This is a genomic window from Mesorhizobium sp. BR115XR7A, from assembly GCF_020165315.1.
GTDB lineage: Bacteria > Pseudomonadota > Alphaproteobacteria > Rhizobiales > Rhizobiaceae > Mesorhizobium > Mesorhizobium australicum.
In genome coordinates this window covers 26,435-41,654 of record NZ_JAIUHW010000001.1, presented here as the reverse complement: position 1 = coordinate 41,654, position 15,220 = coordinate 26,435, and the positions used below count along the sequence as shown (strand labels likewise).

15 protein-coding genes and 1 tRNA gene are annotated in these 15,220 nt (G+C 62.4%); 10 read left to right on the top strand and 6 right to left on the bottom strand.

The annotated features are described in order from the left end of the window. Positions 1-328 precede the first annotated feature (328 nt). Both LB557_RS00245 and mgtE read left to right on the top strand, forming a co-directional pair. Complete coding sequence (locus tag LB557_RS00245) at positions 329-2,221, top strand: ABC transporter ATP-binding protein/permease (protein WP_015317878.1); 1,893 nt, start codon at positions 329-331, stop codon at positions 2,219-2,221. A gap of 270 nt (positions 2,222-2,491) precedes the next feature. Then, positions 2,492-3,856: a magnesium transporter gene (gene mgtE / locus LB557_RS00240; protein ID WP_140619658.1), complete on the top strand. Its 1,365-nt coding sequence runs from the start codon at positions 2,492-2,494 to the stop codon at positions 3,854-3,856. Between the two features lie 57 nt (positions 3,857-3,913). On the opposite strand, the gene gor is transcribed toward mgtE, so the two are convergent. The 3 genes from gor to rpiA all read right to left on the bottom strand — a co-directional run bounded on the left by gor (position 3,914) and on the right by rpiA (position 6,754). After that, the gene (gene gor, locus LB557_RS00235) at positions 3,914-5,305 is read right to left on the bottom strand and encodes a glutathione-disulfide reductase (protein ID WP_224643210.1); all 1,392 of its coding nucleotides are present in this window, start codon (positions 5,303-5,305) and stop codon (positions 3,914-3,916) included. A gap of 116 nt (positions 5,306-5,421) precedes the next feature. Beyond that, the gene (locus LB557_RS00230; protein ID WP_224643209.1) at positions 5,422-6,036 is read right to left on the bottom strand and encodes a DUF2059 domain-containing protein; all 615 of its coding nucleotides are present in this window, start codon (positions 6,034-6,036) and stop codon (positions 5,422-5,424) included. Further along, a complete protein-coding gene (gene rpiA / locus LB557_RS00225) occupies positions 6,023-6,754 on the bottom strand; it encodes a ribose-5-phosphate isomerase RpiA (RefSeq protein ID WP_015317874.1) in 732 nt (243 codons plus the stop codon). The genes LB557_RS00230 and rpiA overlap by 14 nt, the downstream gene beginning before the upstream one ends. A 252-nt stretch (positions 6,755-7,006) precedes the next feature. On the opposite strand from rpiA, the gene LB557_RS00220 reads away from it, so the two are divergent. The 5 genes from LB557_RS00220 (at position 7,007) to LB557_RS00200 (ending at position 9,778) form a co-directional block, all read left to right on the top strand. Further along, positions 7,007-7,690, top strand: a complete 684-nt coding sequence (locus tag LB557_RS00220) for a phosphoglycolate phosphatase (protein ID WP_224643208.1) — start codon at positions 7,007-7,009, stop codon at positions 7,688-7,690. Positions 7,691-7,829: 139 nt separating this feature from the next. Continuing rightward, positions 7,830-7,904: transfer RNA gene (locus tag LB557_RS00215), tRNA-Val, on the top strand. A 151-nt stretch (positions 7,905-8,055) separates the two neighbouring features. Further along, positions 8,056-8,313, top strand: a complete 258-nt coding sequence (locus tag LB557_RS00210; RefSeq protein ID WP_015317872.1) for a PepSY domain-containing protein — start codon at positions 8,056-8,058, stop codon at positions 8,311-8,313. Between the two features lie 141 nt (positions 8,314-8,454). Then, positions 8,455-9,195: a lysozyme inhibitor LprI family protein gene (locus LB557_RS00205; RefSeq protein WP_224712989.1), complete on the top strand. Its 741-nt coding sequence runs from the start codon at positions 8,455-8,457 to the stop codon at positions 9,193-9,195. A gap of 106 nt (positions 9,196-9,301) precedes the next feature. After that, complete coding sequence (locus LB557_RS00200) at positions 9,302-9,778, top strand: hypothetical protein (protein WP_224530866.1); 477 nt, start codon at positions 9,302-9,304, stop codon at positions 9,776-9,778. 4 nt (positions 9,779-9,782) lie between these two features. Here LB557_RS00200 and LB557_RS00195 read toward each other — a convergent pair whose 3' ends face one another. Then, positions 9,783-11,666, bottom strand: a complete 1,884-nt coding sequence (locus tag LB557_RS00195; protein ID WP_224643206.1) for a murein L,D-transpeptidase — start codon at positions 11,664-11,666, stop codon at positions 9,783-9,785. A gap of 209 nt (positions 11,667-11,875) precedes the next feature. Then, positions 11,876-12,622: a 3-oxoacyl-ACP reductase family protein gene (locus LB557_RS00190; protein ID WP_224644390.1), complete on the bottom strand. Its 747-nt coding sequence runs from the start codon at positions 12,620-12,622 to the stop codon at positions 11,876-11,878. Between the two features lie 100 nt (positions 12,623-12,722). Here LB557_RS00190 and LB557_RS00185 point away from each other — a divergent pair, with 100 nt between their 5' ends. Continuing rightward, positions 12,723-13,337, top strand: a complete 615-nt coding sequence (locus tag LB557_RS00185) for a TetR/AcrR family transcriptional regulator (RefSeq protein WP_224644389.1) — start codon at positions 12,723-12,725, stop codon at positions 13,335-13,337. A 63-nt stretch (positions 13,338-13,400) separates the two neighbouring features. After that, positions 13,401-13,796, top strand: coding sequence for a rhodanese-like domain-containing protein (locus LB557_RS00180; RefSeq protein WP_015317866.1), 396 nt, complete (start codon positions 13,401-13,403; stop codon positions 13,794-13,796). 12 nt (positions 13,797-13,808) lie between these two features. Here LB557_RS00180 and LB557_RS00175 read toward each other — a convergent pair whose 3' ends face one another. Further along, positions 13,809-14,720, bottom strand: a complete 912-nt coding sequence (locus LB557_RS00175) for an alpha/beta hydrolase (protein ID WP_224643820.1) — start codon at positions 14,718-14,720, stop codon at positions 13,809-13,811. Between the two features lie 47 nt (positions 14,721-14,767). Here LB557_RS00175 and LB557_RS00170 point away from each other — a divergent pair, with 47 nt between their 5' ends. After that, positions 14,768-15,220: a MarR family winged helix-turn-helix transcriptional regulator gene (locus tag LB557_RS00170; protein ID WP_023773737.1), complete on the top strand. Its 453-nt coding sequence runs from the start codon at positions 14,768-14,770 to the stop codon at positions 15,218-15,220.

Below are 15,220 nucleotides of genomic sequence, written 5' to 3'. Positions count from 1 at the left end.
ACCAGGTTTCCCCAGGGGAAGATCGACAAAAGCCCCGTTCGCCGCGTCCAAGCTGCTGAAACCAATCAAAATTTCCTGATCGCTGCCCACCGTTTTGCTGGCGATTCGATCTTCAATCTGTTGCTTCAGTGCAACGGCCGCGAAAGCAATCCCACAGGCCTGGTTTAAAAATTAATGGAAAATGATCAATTGGTGTTACCATCCGTAACAAAACAAAAAAGGTTTGGGCGGGATCGTGATTCGGATCGGCAGGCGATCGCAAGAGTCAGTACCGGATGGACTACGCAGCGACGCCGCAGGGCGGTCGCATTTGACGCCGGTATCCTCGATGCGCAATTTCTGGGGGCTCGTGCGAGCCTACTGGATCTCGGACCGCTGGAAGGAAGCCTGGGCGCTGACGCTGGTGATAGCCCTGCTCACCGCGCTGTCCAGCAAGGCCAGCGTGTGGTTCGCCATGGCGTCGGGCGAATTGGTGAATTCGATCGCCTTCCTGCACGATGCCGCCAACACCAGGCCCTTGGAGACAATCCTGACCAACGCCGGCATACTGGTGCTGCTGGTCATGCTCAAGGACGTCGGCTTCACCGGCGTGCGCAATCTCGTCTCGGCAACCTTGCACCGCAAATGGCGCGGCTGGCTGAACGACCAATTCAACCAGGCCTTGCTCGACGGCAACCATACTCATTTTCACGCTCAACATGGTTCCGCGGACGGCGGCATCGTTGCGCCCGACAATGTCGACCAGCGCATCCAGGAATCGATCAAGGACATGACCGGCGGTGCGATCGGCCTCGCCATGGGCGTGCTGGGGCTGGCGACTTCGCTCTACTTTATAGGCCAGAACCTGTTGCAGTCGTCAGTGGAGGTCAAAGGCCTGGAGTTCCTTGGCAGCTATGGCAGCGCTGTTCTCGCCCTTCTCGCGGTTGCCACTTACGTCCCCCTCAACACCTGGATCGCCGTCAAGCTCGGCAGCCTGCTGGAACGTCTCAACATTCGCATGCAGAAGGCCGAGGGAAGTTATCGTAGCGAACTGACGACGTTCCTGCGCCGCAGCTTCCATGTCGCCGCCTCGCATGGCGAGGGCGTGCAGAAGAGGATGCACGACCGGCTCTATGTCGACATCGATCGCACCTGGGGGCGGCTGAATGTCGTCAACACCAGCTATATGTCGTTCGAGCTGATCTACAACTTCGTCGGCGCCCGTATCGTCGCCTATGCTCCAGGCCTTGTGCCGTTCATCCACAGCCGCTTGGACTATAAAGGCTACATCACCGGCTCCGAAATGGTCGCCCAGCTCATCAGCCAGTGTTCCTGGTTCATTCATGTCATGCCCGCCATCGCGACGCTGCGCGCCAACAGCCAGCGCGTGACGGAGCTCGCCAACGCGATCGAGAAAGTCCAGCACCCGCAGGAATTCTACAGCCAGAGCGGCCGTTCCGACTTCCACTACGCCAGCCAGAATCCGGTCTTCGGTCTGACCATCCAGAAGCTGGAGCTGGCGCATCAGGGTGAGGATGCGACACCATTCCTCAGTTCCGCCAACCTGCGCTTCCGGCGCGGCGAATGGACCTTCCTGAAAGGCGAATCCGGGTGCGGCAAGACCTCGCTGATCAAGGCGATCAACGGCCTGTGGCCTTATGGCCGCGGCACCATCGTCTTCCCCGAGGGCGTCAAGAGCTTCTATGCCGCCCAGGAGGTCAAGCTGCCGCAGGTGTCGCTGAAACAGCTGGTCTGCCTACCAGGCTCGGAAGGCGACCACGGCGATACCCAGGTCGCGTCGGCACTGCACAAGGCTGGCCTTGGCGATTTCATCGAACACATGGCCAATGAAAGCCGCGAGGGCAAGAGCTGGGATCAGGTCCTGTCGGGCGGCCAGAAGCAGAAGCTGGTGGTGGCTCGTATCATCCTGCAGCAACCGGGCCTGCTGTTCCTCGACGAGGCGACCGGGGCTCTCGACCCTGATGGCAAGATTGCCTTCCACCAAGCCATCAAGGACAACTGCCCTGATGTGACGGTGATCAGTGTCATGCACGAAGCCGTGGCACCGAGATCTGCTGCCGGGACCGAGTTCTACCACTCGATGGTCCTGATTGCCGACGGCGTCGCCACGAAGAAGCCGCTTGCCCCAAGCCTGCCGCTGGAACTCACCACGATCCTGGCCCAGCCACGGCCGGTCGAGGACAAATGGACGCGTTTCTCGCGCCGGCTGAAGCAGAAATAATGCTGATGTCCCCGTGGCTTGCCACGGTGAACGGTCCACGGTGATCACAGTCTCGCGATCCGGGCCGTTCGGCACTGTTTTCCTTCCTCACGGCGATTGACTCGGCAAGGCGCGCTCCTATGTTGCGCCGGCTTGCAGCAGTCAAAAGCGAACCCGCAAGCAGAAAGGTCACCGCGCCATGCCTGGCGACAGTCACAGTCGAACGCAACGGCCGTCCGCCTAGACGTGACCTGAATGGTTCATGTCCTGCCGGACGGCAAGGAGTGAGCCATGAACGATTTTTTCCCCGTAGCGGACGACGAGGCCGTCGCTATCGCCCGCATCCTTGCCAATGATCACGTCGCCGACCTTGTCGAGGCGCTCAACCATGAATCGCGCGAAACCGCGACGGAGCTGCTTTGCGCCGTACCCTTCGAACGGCTGGTCGAGATTTTCGACCAGCCTGAGCTCGAAGGCGCGCCCGAACTGGCGGAGGCCCTGCCCCGTCCCAAGGCGAGCAAGCTGCTCACCGCCATGTCCGTCGACCGCGCGGCCGACATCCTGCGCGAGCTCGACGAGCCGGCACGCTCCGAGCTGCTCGGTGCGCTGGCGCCGCCGCTGCGCGCCACCCTGCTTTCCATTCTGGGCTATCCCGAAGGCAGCGCCGCCTCGATCATGACCACGGAGTTCGTCAGCGTGCCCTCCGACTGGACCGTCGGACGCACGCTCGACTACATCCGCAAGGTCGAACGGACGCGCGAGACCGTCTATGCAATCTACATTGTCGATCCGCGGACAAATCTCCTGGTGCGGTCGACGGGCTTGCGTCGGCTCATCACCGGTGAACCGGACGACCCGATCCTGTCGGTAGCGCCGGACCGCCTGCCGGTGACAGTCACTCCGCTGACGGATCGTGAACACCTGGCGCAGACGATCTCCAAATACGATTTGCTCGCCGTCCCGGTCGTCGACAACGGCAAGATCCTCGGCATCGTCACCATCGACGACATCATCGACACGATGATCGAGGAGACGACCGAAGACGTGCATCGCTTTGGCGGCATGGAGGCTTTGGACGAGCCGTATATGAAGATGAGCTTTCTCGCCATGATCAAGAAGCGCGGTGGTTGGCTCTGTGCGCTGTTCATCAGCGAGATGCTGACGGCCAATGCCATGCAAAGCTATGAGGGCGAGCTGGAGAAGGCGATCGTGCTGACGCTGTTCATCCCGCTGATCATGAGTTCCGGCGGCAATTCCGGCTCGCAGGCGACCTCGCTGGTCATCCGCGCGCTGGCGCTGCGCGAAATCGGCCTTCGTGACTGGTGGCGGGTGGCGCTGCGCGAACTGCCTACCGGTCTCGTGCTCGGCGCCATGCTGGGCGTGGTCGGCGTCTGCCGCATCGCGCTCTGGCAATATATGGGCTTCTATGACTATGGCCCGCACTGGCCGCTGATTGCCGCAACCGTTGGTGCCGCACTGGTCGGCATCGTCACCTTCGGTTCGCTGTCGGGGTCGATGCTGCCTTTCGCCCTGAAACGGATCGGTTTCGACCCCGCCAGTGCATCCGCACCGTTCGTCGCCACGCTGGTCGATGTCACCGGACTGGTGATCTATTTCTCGGTGGCGCTCGTCATCCTGCGCGGCACTTTGCTGTAGCGGTTCGACTGCCGCCGCCGGCCGTGGCTGGCGGCGGCAGCGCCGCGTCAAGCGACGTCAGACGCGCTCGCCGTCCTTCACTCGATAGGTCGGCTTGTACATGGTGACGAGCTCTTCGGAGGCGGTCGGGTGCACGGCCATCGTGCGGTCGAAGTCGTCCTTGGTCAGTCCGGCCTTCAGGGGGATGCCGAGCAGCTGTGCCATTTCGCCGGCATCCGGCCCCAATATGTGGGCGCCGAGAACCCTGCGCGAAGCGCCATCAACGACCAGCTTTATCAGCATCTTTTCGTCACGGCCCGACAGCGTGTGCCGCATCGGCCGGAAGCTGGCGCGGTAGATTTCGATATCGGCGAAGCGCTTGACGGCTTCGTCTTCCGACAGGCCGACCGTGCCGATTTCCGGTTGCGAGAAGACAGCCGTCGCGATCGTGTCGTGGTCGGGCGCCGTCGGGTTGTCCTTGAATGCCGTCTCGACGAAGCACATGGCTTCGTGAATCGCCACCGGGGTCAGCTGCACGCGGTTGGTGACATCGCCGATCGCCCAGATATTGTCGATGTTGGTGCGGGAATACGGGTCGACCTTGATCGCACCGGTCGCGGCGGTCATCTCGATGCCTATGCCTTCCAGGCCCATATTCTCGGTGTTGGGAAGGCGGCCGATGGCCAGCATCACCTGATCGACCGTCAGCACCTGCCCTCCGATGAGCTGCGCGTCGAGCCGTCCGTCCGGCCGCTTGCTGACCGATTCGGAGACAGAATGGCAAAGGATCTTTATCCCCTTCTTCTCCATCGTCTCATGCAGCGTGCGCCGCAGGTCCATGTCGAAGCGGCCGAGGATTTCCTTGCCGCGATAGACCAGCGTGGTGTCTACGCCGAGACCATGGAAGATGTTGGCGAACTCGACCGCGATATAGCCGCCGCCCTCGATCATGATCGCCTTTGGCAGGTCCTTGAGGTCGAAAGCCTCATTGGAAAAGATGCAGTGTTCGTGGCCGGGCAGCGCCGGATGCGCCGCCGGACGGCCGCCGGTGGCGATCAGTATCTGATCGGCGGTGACGGTGCGGTCCTCGCTCAGCAGGTGGATCACGTGCGGGTCGACGATCATCGCCCGCGTGTGAAACGTCTCGCCACCCGAACCCTCGACATTCTTCTTGTAGATCGCTTCCAGCCGGCTGATCTCGCGGTCCTTGTTGGCGACCAGCGTCTGCCAGTCGAAACTGGCTTCCGGCACTGTCCAGCCATAGCCGGCGGCGTCGGCGAAATGCTCGGGAAATTGCGAGGCATAGACATAGAGCTTCTTCGGCACGCAGCCCCTGATGACGCAGGTGCCACCGAAACGATATTCTTCGGCAATGCCAACGCGCTTGCCGAGCGCTGCCGCGACCCGCGCCGCCCTCACCCCTCCGGAGCCGCCGCCGATGACGAAGAGGTCGTAGTCATAACCGGCCATGAAGCGGCTCCTTGAACGCCAAAATGCGACTGACAGGTAGGCCGCAAACCGTCAAAAGAAAAGCCCGGACAAGCCGGGCTTCACAGATGGCCGCAAGGCCGTCGGAAAGATCACGATCAGTTCTGCGTGCCGTCCGCCGGCGCAGAACCGTCGGCGGGGGCCGCGCCATCCGCCGGAGCAGCACCGTCCGCCGGCGCGGTTGCATCGGCGGGTGCGGCCGGCGCCTTGGCTTTTGCCGCCGCTGCCAGAGTCTCGCCGACTTGCTGGGCGAGATCGCGCGCGACGCCGTTCTGCCAGATGTCGGCGGCCTTGACGAGGTCACGCGTCACGGTCGGGCCGCTGTCGAGCAGCTTCTTGCCGGACTCGGAGCTGTAGAAAGCCGCGATGTCGGAGAGTTCCTTTTCGGAAAACACCTTCGCATAGGCAAGAGCCGCTTCCTTCTCGAGATCCGCACGGCGTGAGGCCATCGCCAGCGCCTTCTCGTTGATCGTCTTGCCGATCAGTTCCTGCATGTCCGGGTTCTTCTGGATAAGCTGCGATTCGAGCGCCGCGGCGGCCTGCGGCAGGATGTTGTCGAACGGGTCGGTCGCGTGGATCGCGGCGACCGCGGCGCGTGCGGCCTTCAGATGCGATTCCGTGACGTCCTGCGCGAAGACAGGCGAGGAGAACGCGAAGACGGCCGATGCCGCCACAAGGACGGAAAGACGGCGAACCCGGTTATGCAACATCATGATCGGTAGAACTCCCTGGTTTTCGGGCGGCATGGACAGTTTGGATACCGTCGCCGCCGGCGATGATGGCCGCTGACGCCAGCCCGATGAAAAGACCATGCTCGACCACGCCAGGAATGGCGTGGAGAGCATTCGAAAGCGCTCTTGTATCCGGAATGCGGCCAAAAGATGCATCGAGGATAAAATGGCCGCCGTCTGTAACAAAAGGCTGGCGTCCCGTCATCCTCAATGTCACCGGACCCGAAAGGCCGAGATTTCCAGCCGCCATGACCACGGCGATCTCGGTCGCGCGCAGGCCGAACTGGTTGACTTCGATTGGAAGCGGAAACCGGCCGAGTGTCTCGACCATCTTCGATCGGTCTGCGATGACGATCATGCGCTGCGAGGCCGCGGCCACGATCTTCTCGCGCAGCAGCGCCCCGCCGCCGCCCTTGATCAATGTCAGCTCCGGGTCGACCTCGTCGGCACCGTCGACGGTGAGATCGAGCTCAGGCGTTTCCTCCAGCGTCGACAGCGGCACGCCGAGTTCGCGGCACAGCGCAGCAGTGCGTTCAGAGGTCGGCACGCCTGTTATGGTCATGCCGGTGGCGACCTTGTCGGCAAGCAGCCGCACGAACTCCTCGGCAGTGGTGCCGGTGCCGATGCCGAGCCGCATGCCGTCGCTGACATGGGCAAGGGCCGCCCGCGCGGCCTCGACCTTCAATTGCCTCGCATCCATGCTGCTTTGCTGCCCCGAAACCGAATGCATGTCGCCCAAAATGACCTCGGCTTTGGGAAAACGACATGCATGAAAGAAAGACCTGAAGCGCGCCGCATGAGTCTGTTTCGACGCGACGCGCTTTAGCGTTTTCGGCTCCTAGCATTTTTGCAGGCCGGGTCAAAGCCCTTGGCAGCCGCCCCGCCGGTCTGCTTGCCTTAACGCGTCGCAGCCGTTATCGCCTGCCATGCACAAACCTGCGCAGGATGGATCATGACTCGCCCGATCATCGTGTTCGACCTCGATGGAACGCTGATTGACACGGCGCCGGACCTGCTCGACAGCCTCAACCACAGCCTGGCGGCCAGCGAACTATCGGCCGTCGACGAAGCCGGCTTCAAACGCTTCGTCGGCCATGGCGGCCGGGTGATGATCGAACGGGCGCATGCCGCGCAGCAACGATCCCTCAAGGTCGAGGAGCACGACCGGCTGCTGAAACTGTTCCTCGATCACTACACCGACAACATTCCGGGCAAATCCCGCCCCTACCCCGGCGTGACCGAGGCGATTGCCCGTTTTGAGAAGGCCGGCTATCTGCTGGCAATCTGCACGAACAAATACCAGGCCAATTCGCTGGCGCTGATCGAAGCACTCGGCTTGACCAGGCATTTCGCGGCAATTGCCGGGCAGGACACGTTCGCGTTCCGCAAGCCCGATCCGCGCCACCTGATCGAGACCATCAAAATCGCCGGCGGTGATCCGCACCGCGCCTTGATGGTCGGCGATTCGCAAACCGATATCGACACCGCCAAGGCGGCCGGCATTCCTGTCGTCGCCGTCGATTTCGGCTACACCGACCGTCATGTGCGCGAGTTCGAGCCCTCGGCGGTGATCTCGCATTTCGATGCGTTGACGCTCGATCTGGCGCAAAGGCTGATCGGCGCCGCCGCATACTGAGCGCCGACGATGAAAATCTCTGCGGAACCGGCCTTGGCGAGACCGCAAATCCGATCTGTGTGACAACACCAGACGCTGCCTTGACTTAATGGGTCGGCCTCCCTTATATCGCGGCTCGCTTGGCCTTCGGGCAACGAGCGGGCGATTAGCTCAGCGGGAGAGCACACCCTTCACACGGGTGGGGTCGCAGGTTCAATCCCTGCATCGCCCACCATCTGTTTGCTGAACATCACATCGGCAGCTACAGCCCGCCTTCCCCTTTGGCGCTCTGCCTTTCCGCACAGGCGCTGAACGCCGGAACACCCACATGCGGAACAAACCTGCATGACAGCGAGTTTCCTTGCGTCGAAACTTGAGGGAAAACCATGTCCAGATTTCTGCTTGCGGCCTCCGTCGTCGTTCTTTTCGCCGCCGGACCCGCCTTTGCCGCGGATGAAACTGCACTGCCGCCACCCAATGCCAAGAAGCTGTCGGAGATCATCGCCAAGGTCGAGCAGCGTGACGGGTTTCGCTACGTGAAGGAGGTCGACTGGGACAAGGACGGCTACACCGTCACCTACTATACCTCGGACAAGGCAAAGGTCGAAATCGTCTTCGATCCTGTGACGGCCGAACCAAAATAAGGTTCGCGGACATCACGTCGCGAATGCGCTGCGTCTGCGTGTTCTCAACGACAAAACGAGCGTCAAAATTGTCCATCCTGGCGTATGTTAGGCTGGGCGCGGGGCCGCGCCTTCGGCAATCCTGTTGGCTTGGGGGCCATGATGCGATGTTTCGTTAGACCCTATCTTCTGTCTGTATTCGCCATCGTCTCAGCCGGCGGCTTCCTTGCCGTTTCTCCGGCATTGGCGGACGGGCCGTCCTTCGACTGCGGCAAGGCAAACCTGCCGGCGGAAAAGGCGATCTGCGCCGACCCGCAGTTGTCGGCGATCGATCTGCTGGTTTCGAAGGCCTATAAGGAATTCGAGCCGGCGTTCGGCGGCGACAAGCGCAAGATTGCCCGCGGGCTGATCGCCGATCGCAATGCTTGCAAGAGCGATACCCCCTGTATCGTCAGCGCGCTCGACAACGCCTTGCAGACCTATGGAAATGCGCCGTCCTGGGTGCAGGACTACACCATCGCGCTGATCGGCAAGAAGGCGCTGGACGCCGCTGCACGGAACCCCGGCAATAAGGACCAGCCCCTGCCCTCGGCGATCGGCCAATGCGCGTCGACGCATATCGAGACGCTGACCACGCGGCTTGGCGACGATCCGCTGGAAACGGCTACTCCCGAAGCGGGTAGCGCGGCCACATTCACCAATGGCGGCGGCGCCGTATCCTATAATCGCGAGGCTGGCCTTGCCGCCTCGAAGGTCGGCGAACCCGTCGTCATGTGCTTGATCTCCATTCCCAGGGACTGCCCCAAGGACGACGACCGTGGCCGGGTTTATTATTCCGTCGACCTGGTCGCGAAAGGCTCCTGGGCTCTCCCGGATTCGCAGCATATGTGCGGCGGCGCCTGAGCTGCGGGATTTTCACCAGCGAGCCCAGGAGTGCTCCGTCTCCCCTTGCGTCAATTCGCCATTGATGGCTGATTGTGGAAGGATCAGGCTTCACCGGGGGGTGGACATGTCAACTGCGAAGCACTTGATGAAGCGCGTCCTCATGATGCTGGCCGGCTATCTCGTCGCCATACTGGTTGGTCTGATCGCCGTCGTGGCGATCTATGCCGCGCTGAGTTCCCTGCCCAACGCGCCAGCCTATTTCGACCTCATGGGGGTCTCGCCGATCGCGGCCTTTGTGGTACCGCCGCTCGGCATGTTCATCTATTTCCTGACCATCGTGGTAACCGCGCCCCAGACGCTGATTTTTGCGCTGATCGCCGAATTCTTCTCTCTTCGCAACGCTATGCTGCACATGGTCTTCGGCGCCGCGGCTGCGGCCGGAGGTTTCTTCCTGATCTGGCCGGGCGCGGCGGAGGACGTGGATCTGGAGCGCTGGGCCGACATCGGCATCATAGCCGCCGCCGGTCTGGTTGCCGGGCTGGTCTATTGGCTGATCGCCGGGCGCGACGCCGGTTTCAGACGCTCGCTGTCGGAGCGATAAACGACTAGCTCGAGGGTGAGCGCACCGCCTCGGTTGCGTCCAGGGCCTGCTTCAGCCGGGAATCGCGATCGTAGACGTCGCTGAAATACTCGACCTTGCCGGACATGTCGGGCCAGGCGGTGAAATAAGCGACATAGACTGGGATCGTGCGTGTCACATCCTCGGTCGAGTGTCCGTGCTTCAGCTTCTCCGCGATATAATCGACCGAGGTGCCTAGCACTGCCGCCGCCATGCCGCGCGGATCCTGCAGGCGCACGCAGCCATGGCTGAGCGCGCGCATATCCTGCTTGAAGAACGATTTCTGCGGCGTGTCGTGCATGTAGATCGCGTGCTTGTTGGGGAACAGGATCTTCAGTTCGCCCAGAGCATTGGCCTCGCTCGGCTGCTGGCGCACATTATAGGGAATGTTGGCGCCATAAGCGCCCCAGTTCACCGCCGACGAAGGGATGCGCTTGCCGCGTGAATCCGTCACCTCGTAGCCGGCCCGGTCAAGATAGCCGGGATCGCCGCGCAACCTCGGCAGCATTTCGTTGACGATGATCGACTGCGGCACGCCCCAGTAGGGGTGGAAATCGACCTGCTTGATCTGGTCGTAGAAGAAGGCGGTCTGGTTGGTGACACGGCCGACGACGGCGCGCGTCTTCAATTTTTCCTGGCCGTCGTCGATATAGCTCGCGGTGAAGGCAGGCTGGTTAATGAAAACACGCGGGCTGCCGAGATCGGAGGGCAGCCAGCGCAGTTCTTCCAGCGCCACCTCCACCTTCAGCAGCCTGTCGGCCTTCGACGTCCCGGCCAGCGTGGCGACCGTGCGTGGACCGATGACGCCATCGCCCTTCATGCCTTCCTTCTGCTGCACCGCCTTGATCAGCGGCACCAGCTCGGGAACGTAGACTTCGCTGGTTGCCAGCCGCGACAGGACCTCGCCATAGGTGCCGCCCATTTCGTCATCGAGATTACGCGCGATCAGCGACAGCAGCTTCGGCAATTCGGGGCTGGTTTCGCCTGGCTTCAGCAGCAGCTTGGGATCGACGACGATTTCGTTCTCGGCGCTCGCCTGCAGCGCTTCCAGTTCGACGCGCAGCGCCTGATATTCCGCATTCTGCGGATGGCGCGATTCCAGATAGGTGCGAACCTCCTGGGTATGCGCCAGAGTCTTCAGCACGCCCATCATGTCGAGCGGCTTGGCCGGGAAATCGTAGTAGCCGGTCATGCGGTTGGGCTCGACACGGCCATTCTGGGCGTCATGGGCATAGCGCAGGACACGTGCCGACAGCGCCATCTCGAACCGCACGAGCTCCTTCAGCTTGGCTGCCTCGTCCGCCGAGGACGAACTGGCGGCAGGCACATCGACCGTGTAGTCGGCAGGCGTGAGGCCGTAGCTTGCAGCCTCGCCAAGCACCCGCACGGCATCCTGGGCGCGGTTGTTCGGGGTGGTTCCGGTCACCCAGATGAAATCCGGGTTGGCCGAGTAATAGGCGATCAGCGCCTTGGCTATGTCGGGCTCGGCATAGAGTTCATAGTCGGCGAGCCCGGCAATGGCTTCATGGAAGGCAGCACCCGTGGCCGAAGGCACGAAAGCGGCATCTTGCGGTGTAGCCGGCTGCGGCGCCGTCGCCAGCGTCGAGAAGTCGACACGCACCAGCTTGTCGGCCTTGTAAGTATAGTAGGACGGACTGCTGATCTTCACGCCACCGCCGGCCGGAGCGTTCGGCTTGGGTTTGTGCTTCGGCGGAGGAGGCGGAAACTCGCCTTTCGGCTCATGCCTTATGCCACCGCCGAACAGCATGTCGAAAAATCCCTGGGCCCCTGCTTGAGGCATGCCGAAAGCCAGCGTCGCCGTAACCGCCACCAGCAGCATCACGGTTGCTTTTTTACCGACGAATTTCATGGATCACCCGCTCCGGTCGCAACCGGTTCCCGTTCCGCACGCTAGACCGTCCCGCTCACCGCATGGCGGATGTAAGGCGCGACTATACCGATTCATACCGATTTCGTTAAGCTTTCATAAATTTCGGCAGGGCTGTTGCAGAACGGTTTCACAACATCGTGACGGCCGGCGCGACCGAACTGTCGCGCCGGCCCGGGAATCCCTGTGGCTTACGCGTTTGCGCCTCCATCGATGGTCAGCGCGGCTCCGGTGACGAACCTGCCCTCCGGTCCGGCGAGCCAGGCAACCATGCCGGCGATATCGTCAGCTTCGCCGAATCGCGGGGTGGCCATCTTCTGGCGCTGATGCTCGGCATGCGGGCCGTCGGCCGGGTTCATGGCGGTGTCGGTCGAACCGGGATGGACGACATTGGCGGTGATGCCGCGTGACCCGAGGTCCCGGGCCAATGCCTTGGTCAGGCCGACCAGCGCCGCCTTGCTGGCCGAGTAGGCGCCCAGGCTGGTGTCGGTGACCCGCTCGGCCAGATTGCTGCCGATCGAGATGATCCTGCCGCCCTCGCCCATGTGCCTTGCCGCCGCTTTCGAGGCGATGAACGGCGCTCTCAGATTGATCGACATGGTTTCGTCGAAATCGGCAAGCGACAGCGCATCGATCGCCGCGGCGCGCCAGATGCCGGCACTGTTGACCAGGATGTCGAGCCGGCCGAAGGCAGTCACAGCATCGGCCACCGCCTGGTCTATGGCCTCGGAGTCACGGTTGTCGGCTTTAATGGCGATGGCGCGACCGCCCTTGGTCTCTATCTCGGCGACGACGGACCGAGCCTGCTCCTCGCCATGCACATAGGTCAGCGCCACATCGGCCCCCTCCGCCGCCAACCTTCGTGCAATGGCCGCGCCGATACCGCGGCTGCCTCCGGTGACGAGTGCTGCCTTGCCGTTCAAATTTCCTGATGACATCGGTTTCTCCATTTATGTAGCGATTGATACATAAATACCTGCCAGCCTTGCCTGGCCGCGTCAACTCATTTATGTATCGATCAACACAGAAAAGAGCATCATGTCGGAAAGAGGCCGTCCCCGAACCTTCGATCGAACCGCGGCCTTGCGGCGCGCGATGGACGTGTTTTGGGCCAAGGGCTATGAAGGCGCATCGATCAGCGATCTCGCCGTGGCAATGGGCATAAATTCGCCGAGCCTCTACGCCGCCTATGGCAGCAAGGAGGCCCTGTTCCTCGAGGCGACCGATCTCTATTCCCGCGTTGAGGGCGCCGACATCTGGCTCGCGCTGGAAGAGGCGCCAACGGCGCGGCTTGCGATCGAGCGGTTCTTGCGCCGGACCGCGAAGGCCTATTCGCAAAGCGATCGTCCGCAGGGCTGCCTGATTACGCTGGGTGCGCTGCACGAAGACTCGAGCCGGGGCCCGATCTGCGCGGATTTGCGGCGCCGGCGCGCCGAGAATCTTGCCGCGCTGAAGAAACGTCTGGAGCGCGGCGTGGCCGAGGGTGAATTGCCTGCCGACTTCGATTGCCGTGCAGCCGCGACCTTTTTCGCAACGGTCCAGCATGGCATGTCGATTCAGGCGCGTGACGGCGCTTCCCGCGCCGCCCTGATGGCAACGGTAGCCGGGGCAATGGCTGCTTGGAAGGCCATGGCCGGCACCATCGAGGCGTGACAAACACCATCCGTTGTGCTCGAAATCCGACTTGCCAGCAAACTTGCGGCCGGAGGGAACCACGTGAAAAAAGGGTATCGCGAACTGCTGGATGAAGCCAATGCCGAGATCGAAGTGGTTTCGCCCGAGGAAGCGGCAGGGCTGCTCGAGGACGAAGACACCATTTTCGTCGATCTGCGCGATCCTCGTGAAATCGAACGCGACGGCAGAATTCCCGGCGCCAAGCACGTCACGCGTGGCATGCTGGAGTTCTGGATCGATCCCGAAAGCCCCTACCACAAGCCTTTCTTCGCTTCCGGAAAAAGCTTCGTCTTCTTCTGCGCCGGCGGCTGGCGTTCAGCGCTGGCCACCAAGACGGCGCAGGACATGGGTCTTTCCCCGGTCAAACACATCCTCGGCGGCTACACGGCCTGGAAGGCTGCCGGACTGCCTGTAGAGCCCGGAGACAAGAAGAAATAGCCTGAGTGCCGCTCAGTGGAGCAGCGACGGGTTCTGCTGCATGGTCACGAAGCCGACGGCGCGTTCAACCACGCCCTTGTCGGCCAGAATGCGGCGATGGCCGAGCCCGTCGGCCCAGTGCAGCCGTACATGGTCGCCGGCGCCGGCATAGCGTCGCGCATGTTCAGCCGGCACCTCCCGGTCGTCGGGCGCGTGGATGACCAACGTCGGCACGGGCGCCTGGGCGAGCTGCCGGTCACCGGTGAATTCGTGCAACGGCCGGCCGGAGAGATATTCGACGCGGTCAGCCATGGCGACCTGCGAGCGGGGACCGACATTGAGCATGCGGCTGAAGTCGGCGAAGATTGCCGGCAGCGAGCTTGGTGCCGCGATCAGCACAAGACGTGCGGCCGACAGCGGCGGGATGTCCTTGACGGAGCCGGCGATGGCATTGGCGGCAACGGCACCTCCGAAGGAATGGCCGACGGCAGCCACGAACGGCCCAAACCATTCGCCGGCCACTCTTGCGGCTTCGACGGCATTGACCATGTTCAGGTGCCTGCCCTGCGAATGGCCATGACCGGGAAGATCGAGTGAGACGACCTTGTAGCCGGCGGCGCGAAAACCTTCGATCAGCACGCGCATATATTCGGTACGCGAGCGCCAGCCATGGATGACTAGGACGGTGCCGGCGGACTCGCGGCCCGGCTCGGGGCGGAATTCATGAACCATGACGCAGCCGGTCGCGGTCTTCAGCCGGTGATGCCGCGCCTCGGCCATGAACTCCGCGGCGCGGTCGATGGCGCGGCGCTCGCCGTCGGTCAGTGTCCTGGTGCTTGGCGTACGGCAGAACAATTCGAAAGCCGCACGCCCGGTGATGCGCGGCGCGACATGTTCGGCCGCACCAAACACACCTCGGATGACCTTCAGCCGGAATGATGCCATAGTCAGAATCCATCCATACGTTCAAGCATGAACATAATAGTTCAAAGATGAACAATAAACAAGAGCTACCCTGGGACAACCCGCGTTTTCGCAACTGGGTCGCGGTGGCGCGCGCCTGCCATGTGCTGGAGCGCACGCTGGCGGTGAAACTTGCGCCGCTCGACCTTAAGCCGGCGCAGCTCGACGTGCTGATGAATCTCTACCGCCACCCGGGCATGTCGCAGCACGACCTCGCCCGCAAGCTGCTCGTCGGCCGCTCCAACATCACCATGCTGTTGCCGCAGTTGGAGACGCGTGGCCTGCTGCGGCGCGAAGGCGACGAGAAGGACAAGCGCATCTTGCGGCTTACGCTGACCGAAACCGGCGAGGCGCTGCTGATGCGGGCGCTGAAAGTGCATATGGCGCTGATCGAGAAGGCGATGAGCCAGTCGACGCCGGAACAATGCGACATGATCGGCGAGCAGATGCGCAAGATCTATGACGTGCTGAACGAGGCGTGA